The 6,298-nt window shown below is 68.7% G+C and carries 7 protein-coding genes; 2 read left to right on the top strand and 5 right to left on the bottom strand.

Features of this window, described 5'->3' with window-relative positions; genetic code table 11:
• Nucleotides 1-187 precede the first annotated feature (187 nt).
• Together EV216_RS16695 and EV216_RS16690 are read right to left on the bottom strand one after the other, a co-directional pair.
• Nucleotides 188-571 (bottom strand): hypothetical protein, encoded by a 384-nt coding sequence (locus tag EV216_RS16695; protein WP_207894022.1) that lies wholly within the window; start codon nt 569-571, stop codon nt 188-190.
• Nucleotides 572-991: a tellurite resistance TerB family protein gene (locus tag EV216_RS16690; protein ID WP_132696776.1), complete on the bottom strand. Its 420-nt coding sequence runs from the start codon at nt 989-991 to the stop codon at nt 572-574.
• 114 nt (nt 992-1,105) lie between these two features.
• Here EV216_RS16690 and EV216_RS16685 point away from each other — a divergent pair, with 114 nt between their 5' ends.
• Complete coding sequence (locus EV216_RS16685; protein ID WP_132696774.1) at nt 1,106-2,677, top strand: lysine--tRNA ligase; 1,572 nt, start codon at nt 1,106-1,108, stop codon at nt 2,675-2,677.
• Between the two features lie 199 nt (nt 2,678-2,876).
• Nucleotides 2,877-3,920 carry a succinylglutamate desuccinylase/aspartoacylase family protein gene (locus tag EV216_RS16680; RefSeq protein ID WP_132696772.1) on the top strand — a complete coding sequence of 348 codons (1,044 nt, stop codon included), beginning with the start codon at nt 2,877-2,879 and terminating at the stop codon, nt 3,918-3,920.
• Here EV216_RS16680 and EV216_RS16675 read toward each other — a convergent pair.
• The 3 genes from EV216_RS16675 to EV216_RS16665 are packed head-to-tail and all read right to left on the bottom strand — an operon-like array spanning nt 3,917 to nt 6,205.
• Nucleotides 3,917-5,275 (bottom strand): MATE family efflux transporter, encoded by a 1,359-nt coding sequence (locus EV216_RS16675; protein ID WP_132696770.1) that lies wholly within the window; start codon nt 5,273-5,275, stop codon nt 3,917-3,919. The two genes, EV216_RS16680 and EV216_RS16675, sit on opposite strands and share 4 nt — an antisense overlap.
• On the bottom strand, nt 5,268-5,777 hold the full coding sequence (locus EV216_RS16670) for a PaaI family thioesterase (RefSeq protein WP_132696768.1): 510 nt from the start codon (nt 5,775-5,777) through the stop codon (nt 5,268-5,270). Before EV216_RS16670 ends, EV216_RS16675 begins: the two co-directional genes overlap by 8 nt.
• On the bottom strand, nt 5,774-6,205 hold the full coding sequence (locus EV216_RS16665; RefSeq protein ID WP_132696766.1) for a PaaI family thioesterase: 432 nt from the start codon (nt 6,203-6,205) through the stop codon (nt 5,774-5,776). Before EV216_RS16665 ends, EV216_RS16670 begins: the two co-directional genes overlap by 4 nt.
• Nucleotides 6,206-6,298 lie beyond the last annotated feature (93 nt).

The raw sequence follows: 6,298 nt of genomic DNA, 5'->3' as shown, positions 1-6,298 counted from the left end.
CCCGGCAAAACCCAAGCAGACGCTCCGGCGTAACCTCACAGCAGGTAACGCCCGCACAGACCGACATCGCGGCGACAAACCAGCCCCCCCCTGCCGAACCGCAAGGATCGCCCGGCATCCGGTTGACGGACATGGTGCCGGACCCGTCCCCGGGCCTCGACCGATGCGCCCCGCGCGGGATGTCGCGCTAGAGCCCCTCGGGGCGCGGGATCAGGGCGCCCGCGACCCAGTCGGCCTGGTTGTGGAACAGCCGGATAGCCTCCATCTCGGCCGGGCTGCACCCCAGCAGCAGCTTCAACTCGCCATCCCGCCGCGTCAGGTCGAGCGAGGCCAGCACGCCCCCGACCCGCGCCCGGTCACCCGACCCGCACCAGACATCGACCCCGCCGCCGTCGATGGCGGTGGTGCCGTCGAGATAGCCGTAATCGAACGGGTAGAGGATCTGCGGAAAGCGGGGATGGGCGCTGCCGCGGGGGCGGTCGATCACCACCCGCGACGCGGCCACGAAGCGGTCGGCAAAGGGCCAGAACCGTTCGGGACGGTCGAGCGCGAACCCGTCGGCTGCGCTCATCTAGAGAACCATGTGGCGCGCCCGGGCGGCGCGTTCGATGGCCGCTCCCGCCAGCCGGTCGATATTCAGTTCGTAGCGGATTTCGGCGAGCAGCCGCAATTCCTCCTCGCCCAGCCGCCCGTCCGAGGCGGCCACGTCGCAGGCCAGAACATAGGCGGTTTCGTGCAGCTTCTCGGGCAGCGCGTCGCGCACGAGGCCGAACATCGCATCCAGCCCCTCGTATTCCTCGAACAGGTCGAACACGGTCTGCGCCACCACCGCGATGCGGTCCACGTCGTAATCGGCGAAGATCGGCAAGTGGTTCACCATGCGTTCGATGGTCACCAGTTCGGCGGTGCGGATATTCTCGTCCGAGGCGGAGACCGCCACCATGATCGCGATCAGCGCGTCCTGGGCGGTCATGGAGGTTTCGGGGCGCATGGGGTCTCTCCTCGGGCGTTGTTGCGGTGCAGAATATTGACGCGGGGCCGGACGGGCAATAGGACACGGGGCTTGCCGGGCACGGGGTCCGGTCCTTCTGGAAGGCAACGAAAGATGTCCGAACTGCGCGACGCCGCGATGAGCGCGAAAGCCTGGCCCTTCGAAGAGGCCCGTCGGCTGGTCAAGCGCTACGAGAAGTCGCCCCCGAAGAAGGGGTATGTGCTGTTCGAGACGGGCTATGGCCCCTCGGGCCTGCCCCATATCGGCACCTTCGGCGAGGTGCTGCGCACCACGATGATCCGCCGCGCCTTCGAGGCGATCAGCGATATCCCGACCCGGCTGATCTGTTTCTCGGACGATCTGGACGGGATGCGCAAGGTTCCCGGCAACGTGCCGCATCAGGACATGCTGCGCGAGCATCTGCAACGGCCGCTGACATCCGTGCCCGATCCGTTCGGCGAATTCGAAAGCTTCGGGCATCACAACAACGCGATGCTGCGCCGGTTCCTGGATACGTTCGGGTTCGAGTACGAGTTCTATTCCGCGACCGAGTTCTACAGGACCGGCGCCTTCGACGACACGCTGCGGCTGGCGGCCGAACGCTATGACGACCTGATGGCGGTCATGCTGAAATCGCTGCGCGAGGAGCGCCAGCAGACCTATTCGGTCTTCCTGCCGATCCATCCCGAAACCGGCCGGGTGCTGTATGTGCCGCTGAAGCATGTCGATGCGGTGAACCATACGATCACCTTCGACGACGAGGACGGGCGGGAATGGACGCTTCCGGTGACCGGCGGCAACGTCAAGCTGCAATGGAAGCCCGATTTCGGCGCCCGCTGGGCCGCGCTCGATGTCGATTTCGAGATGTATGGCAAGGACCATTCCACCAACACGCCGATCTATGACCGCATCTGCGAGATCCTGGGCGGCCGCAAGCCCGAGCATTTCACCTATGAGCTGTTCCTTGACGAGAACGGCGAGAAGATTTCCAAGTCGAAGGGCAACGGGCTGACCATCGACGAGTGGCTGGCATATGCCGCGACCGAGAGCCTGTCCTATTTCATGTACCAGAAGCCCAAGACGGCCAAGCGGCTGTGGTGGGACGTGATCCCCAAGGCGGTGGACGAGTATCACCAGCAATTGCGCGCCTTCCCCGACCAGGAACTGAAGGCGCAACTGGAAAACCCGGTCTGGCACATCCATGGCGGCACGCCGCCCGAAAGCCGGATGGTCGTGCCCTTCGCGATGCTGCTGAACCTGGCCTCGGTCGCAGGCGCCGAGGACAAGGCGGGGCTGTGGGGCTTCATCCGCCGTTACGCGCCCGAGGCCAGCCCCGAGACCCATCCCGATCTCGACGCGGCGGCGGGGTTCGCGGTGCGCTATTTCCGCGATTTCGTCGCCCCGACACGGGAATTCCGCGCCCCCGACGCGCAGGAGCGCGCCGCGATGGAGGATCTGGTGGCAAGGCTCAGGGGCTGGCAGGGCGGGCTGGACGCCGAAGAGCTGCAAAGCCTTGTCTTCGCCGTCGGCCGCGAGCACGGCTTCGAGAACCTGCGCGACTGGTTCAAGGCGCTTTACGAGGTGATCCTGGGCGCCAGCCAGGGCCCCCGCTTCGGCGGGTTCATCGCGCTTTACGGCGTGGACGAGACCGTGCGGCTGATCGAGGACGCGCTGGCACGCGGGTAAGGGGGGCGCTGCCCCCCGTCCTTGCGGACTCCCCCCGGGATATTTGCGGCCAGAAGAAGGACAGTCGGCTGGTCCTGGCCCGCATGCCCCGGGGGTCGCAATCGGCCGGCGCGACAATGGCGAGGGGGCGGCGGCCTCTTGCCAGAATTCCCCGTCGCGCGTAACGCATGGGAATGCACGGTTCCGGCCCCCCTGCCCCATGACCCCGCGCCCGGGCTTTGCGCTCGGCGATGCGCTGGTGCCTGCGGGCACGCGGCGGACGGTCGATCTGCCGGTTTCGGTCCTGTCGGATCACACGCCGGTCACCATGTCCGCCCATGTGATCCATGGCCGCCGTCCGGGGCCGGTGGTCTTCGTGACCGCAGGCATCCATGGCGACGAGGTGATCGGGGTCGAGATCGTGCGCCGACTGCTGAGCCTGCCCGCGCTGTCGGCGCTGGCGGGCACGCTGATCGCCATTCCCATCGTGAATGCCTTCGGCTTTCTGAACCTGTCGCGCTACCTGCCCGACCGGCGCGATCTGAACCGCTGCTTTCCCGGCTCGGCCGGTGGCTCGATGGCCGGGCGGCTGGCGGATCTGCTGACCCGCGAGATCGTGGCGCGGGCCGATCTGGGGATCGACCTGCATTCGGCGGCGGTGCACCGCACCAACCTGCCCCAGATTCGGGTGGCGCCGGGCGATGACGAGTTGTTGCGCCTTGCCGCGGTCTTTGCCGCGCCCGTGGTGTTGCCCTCGGCCTTGCGTGAGGGCTCGCTCCGGCAGACCGCGCGGGAGATGGGCGTGGACATGCTGCTTTACGAGGCGGGCGAGGGGCTGCGCTTTGACGAGACCGCGGTGCGGGCCGGGGTCGCGGGCATCCTGCGGGTGCTGCATGACCGGGGCATGATCGGCGGACGGGGCGTGCCGCGGGCGCGCCGCGCGCCGCTTGTGTGCCGCGCCTCGCGCTGGCTGCGCGCGCCGCAGGGGGGGCTGTTGCGCAGCTACCGCTCGGAGGGGGACGTGGTGGAGCGGGGCGATTTGCTGGCGGTGGTCTCGGATCCGTTCGGCGAGGTCGAGGCCGAGATCCGCGCCCCCGAGCATGGCATCATCCTGGGCCGCGCGGTGCTGCCGGTGGTCAACGAGGGCAACGCCGTGTTCCATCTGGCCACCATCGCCCCCGAGGCGCAGGCGGGCGAGCGGATCGGGGCCTGGAATGCGGGGCTGGAGGCCGAGCGGCTGTTCGACGAGGACGAGATCCTCTAGCCCCGGGCCTGCGCGGGGCGGTCCGCCGCGGCCTCCAGCGCCGGGTAGCGCAGCCCCAGCGTCACCGCCCGCGCCACGAAGGAAATCAGCAGCGCCATCCAGAGCCCGTGATTGCCGCAGGCCGGGACCAGTGCCAGCGCCGCCGCGGCATAGACCGCCGCCGCCACGGCCATCATGTTGCGCATGTCGCGCGTGCGCGTCGCGCCGATGAAGATGCCGTCCAGCATGTAGGAGGCCAGCCCGAAGACCGGCGCGGCCACCATCCAGGGCAGGTAGTCGCGTGCCGCGGCGCGCACTTCCGCCGATGTGGTCATCAGGTCGATGATCGCGCCGCCGAAGGCCGCGAAGGCCGCCGCCAGTCCGATGACCGTCAGCACGCCCCAGAGGCTGGTCATCAGCGCGGCCCGGCGCAGCACCGCGCGGGCGCGGGCACCCATGGCCTGCCCCACCAGCGCCTCGGCCGCAAAGGCGAAACCGTCCAGCGCATAGGCGGTGATCTGAAGGAATTGCAACAGCACCTGATTGGCCGCCAGCGGCACATCGCCGAAACCCGCCGCGACGAACAGGAAGGAGACGAAGACCGCCTGAAGCAGCAGCGACCGGATCAGGATATCGGTATTGACGGCGGCCATGTGCCTGAGCCGCGCGGGCTCGAACAGGCGCGCGCTCTCGCGCCAGGCCGCGCCGCGGAACGCGCCGCGACACAGCCACAGCCCCAGCCCGGCCCCTGTCCATTCCGCAAGGAAGGTGGCGATCGCTACCCCCTGCACGCCCCAGCCCAGCCCGAGCACGAACCAGAAATCGAGGAGGATGTTGACCGAGTTCATCCATAATTGCAGCACCAGCACCGCCCGCGTCCGGCCCTGCGCGATCAGCCAGCCGGTGATGCCGAACAGCCCGATGGCAGCGGGGGCCGACCAGATGCGGATCGCCATGTAGTCGCGGGCCAGCGTCTCGACCTCGGCGCTGGCGGGCGCGATCCGGAAGGCCCCGGCGAACAGGGGCCATTGAAGCGCGATCAGCACCAGCCCCGCCGCCCCCCCGATCAGCAGCGCGCGCGAGAGCATCGCATCGACCTCGGCCCGGTCGCCCGCGCCCCAGGCCTGTGCGGTCAACCCGGTGGTGCCCATCCGCAGGAAGCCGAACACCCAGTAGATCGCGGCCAGGATGATCGCGCCAAGACCCACGGCGCCGATGGGGGCAGCCTCGCCCATCTGGCCGACGACGCCGGTATCGACCGCGCCCAGGATCGGCACGGTGGCGTTCGACAGCACGATGGGCAAGGCGATGGCCAGGACCCGGCGGTGGGTCAGCGGGGGCGGCGCAGGCGCGGCCCCAGCGGCTCTGTCAGCCATTGCGGGGCGGCATCAGGAAATGGCCGGTGGCCTGCGCGTAAAGCCGGGCGCGGTTGTCCTGCCAGGCCTCGACATGGACAGAGGCATAGCGCCGGCCCGAGCGGTTGACCCGCGCCCGCGCATAGGCGTCGCGCGGCAGGCCGGTGCGCAGGTAATCCACGGTGAAGTCGATGGTCTTGGGCAGACGCGGCAGGGTTTCGGGCGTCAGCGCAAGGGGGTCCAGCGCGCCCGATTCCATATCCTCCCAGATGATCGCCCAGCTCAGCCCGATGATGGCGGTCACTTCCAGAAAGGCCGCGGTCACGCCGCCATGCAGCGCGGGCAGCAGCGGGTTGCCGATCAGCTTGTCGTCGAAGGGCAGCAACGCGGTCAGTTCGTCGCCGCGGCGCTCGAACTCGATGCCGAGGAAATTGATATAGGGCACGCCATGGACCAGCGCCGACAGCGCCGCGTCGCGCCGCTGCTTGATGACCTGGACGGGTTCGGGGGCCTTGCGGCTCATGTCTTGCCCCCGCGTTCCACGGTAAAGGCTCCAGCGGCGGTGGCCACCGGGTTTTCACGGTCCTCGTCGGTCGCGATGGCGCGCACGAAGGCGACCGAGCGGGTGACATGGTAGCATTCGGCCCGCGCGGTGATCCGCTGGCCGGGGGCGGCGGCGCGCATGTAGTCGATGCGCAGGTCTATGGTGGCGGTGCCCGCGGGGGCGTCCTTGTGGCTCATCACCGCGGCGCCGCCGCAGGTGTCCAGCAGCGCCGAGACCGCGCCGCCATGGATCACGCCGCTTTGCGGATCGCCGATCAGGCGGGGGTCATAGGGCATCGAGATTTCGGCCACGCCGTCGCCGATTTCATCCACGCGCATGTTCAGCGCACGCGAATGCGGGATCATCTCGATGAATTGCCGCGCGATCCGGGCCTTGTCCTCGTCCATCGGCCTCTCCCTTTCCGGCCGATTTATTGGCCCTTGCCAAGCCCCCCGCAAGTGCTAAGTTCTGCAATTGAGAACCATTCGCAATCAGGGGCA

The organism is Rhodovulum steppense, assembly GCF_004339675.1.
In the GTDB taxonomy this organism is placed as follows: Bacteria; Pseudomonadota; Alphaproteobacteria; order Rhodobacterales; family Rhodobacteraceae; genus Rhodovulum; species Rhodovulum steppense.
The sequence above is the reverse complement of the archived record's forward strand: the minus strand, read 5'-3'. Positions and strand labels throughout refer to the sequence as shown.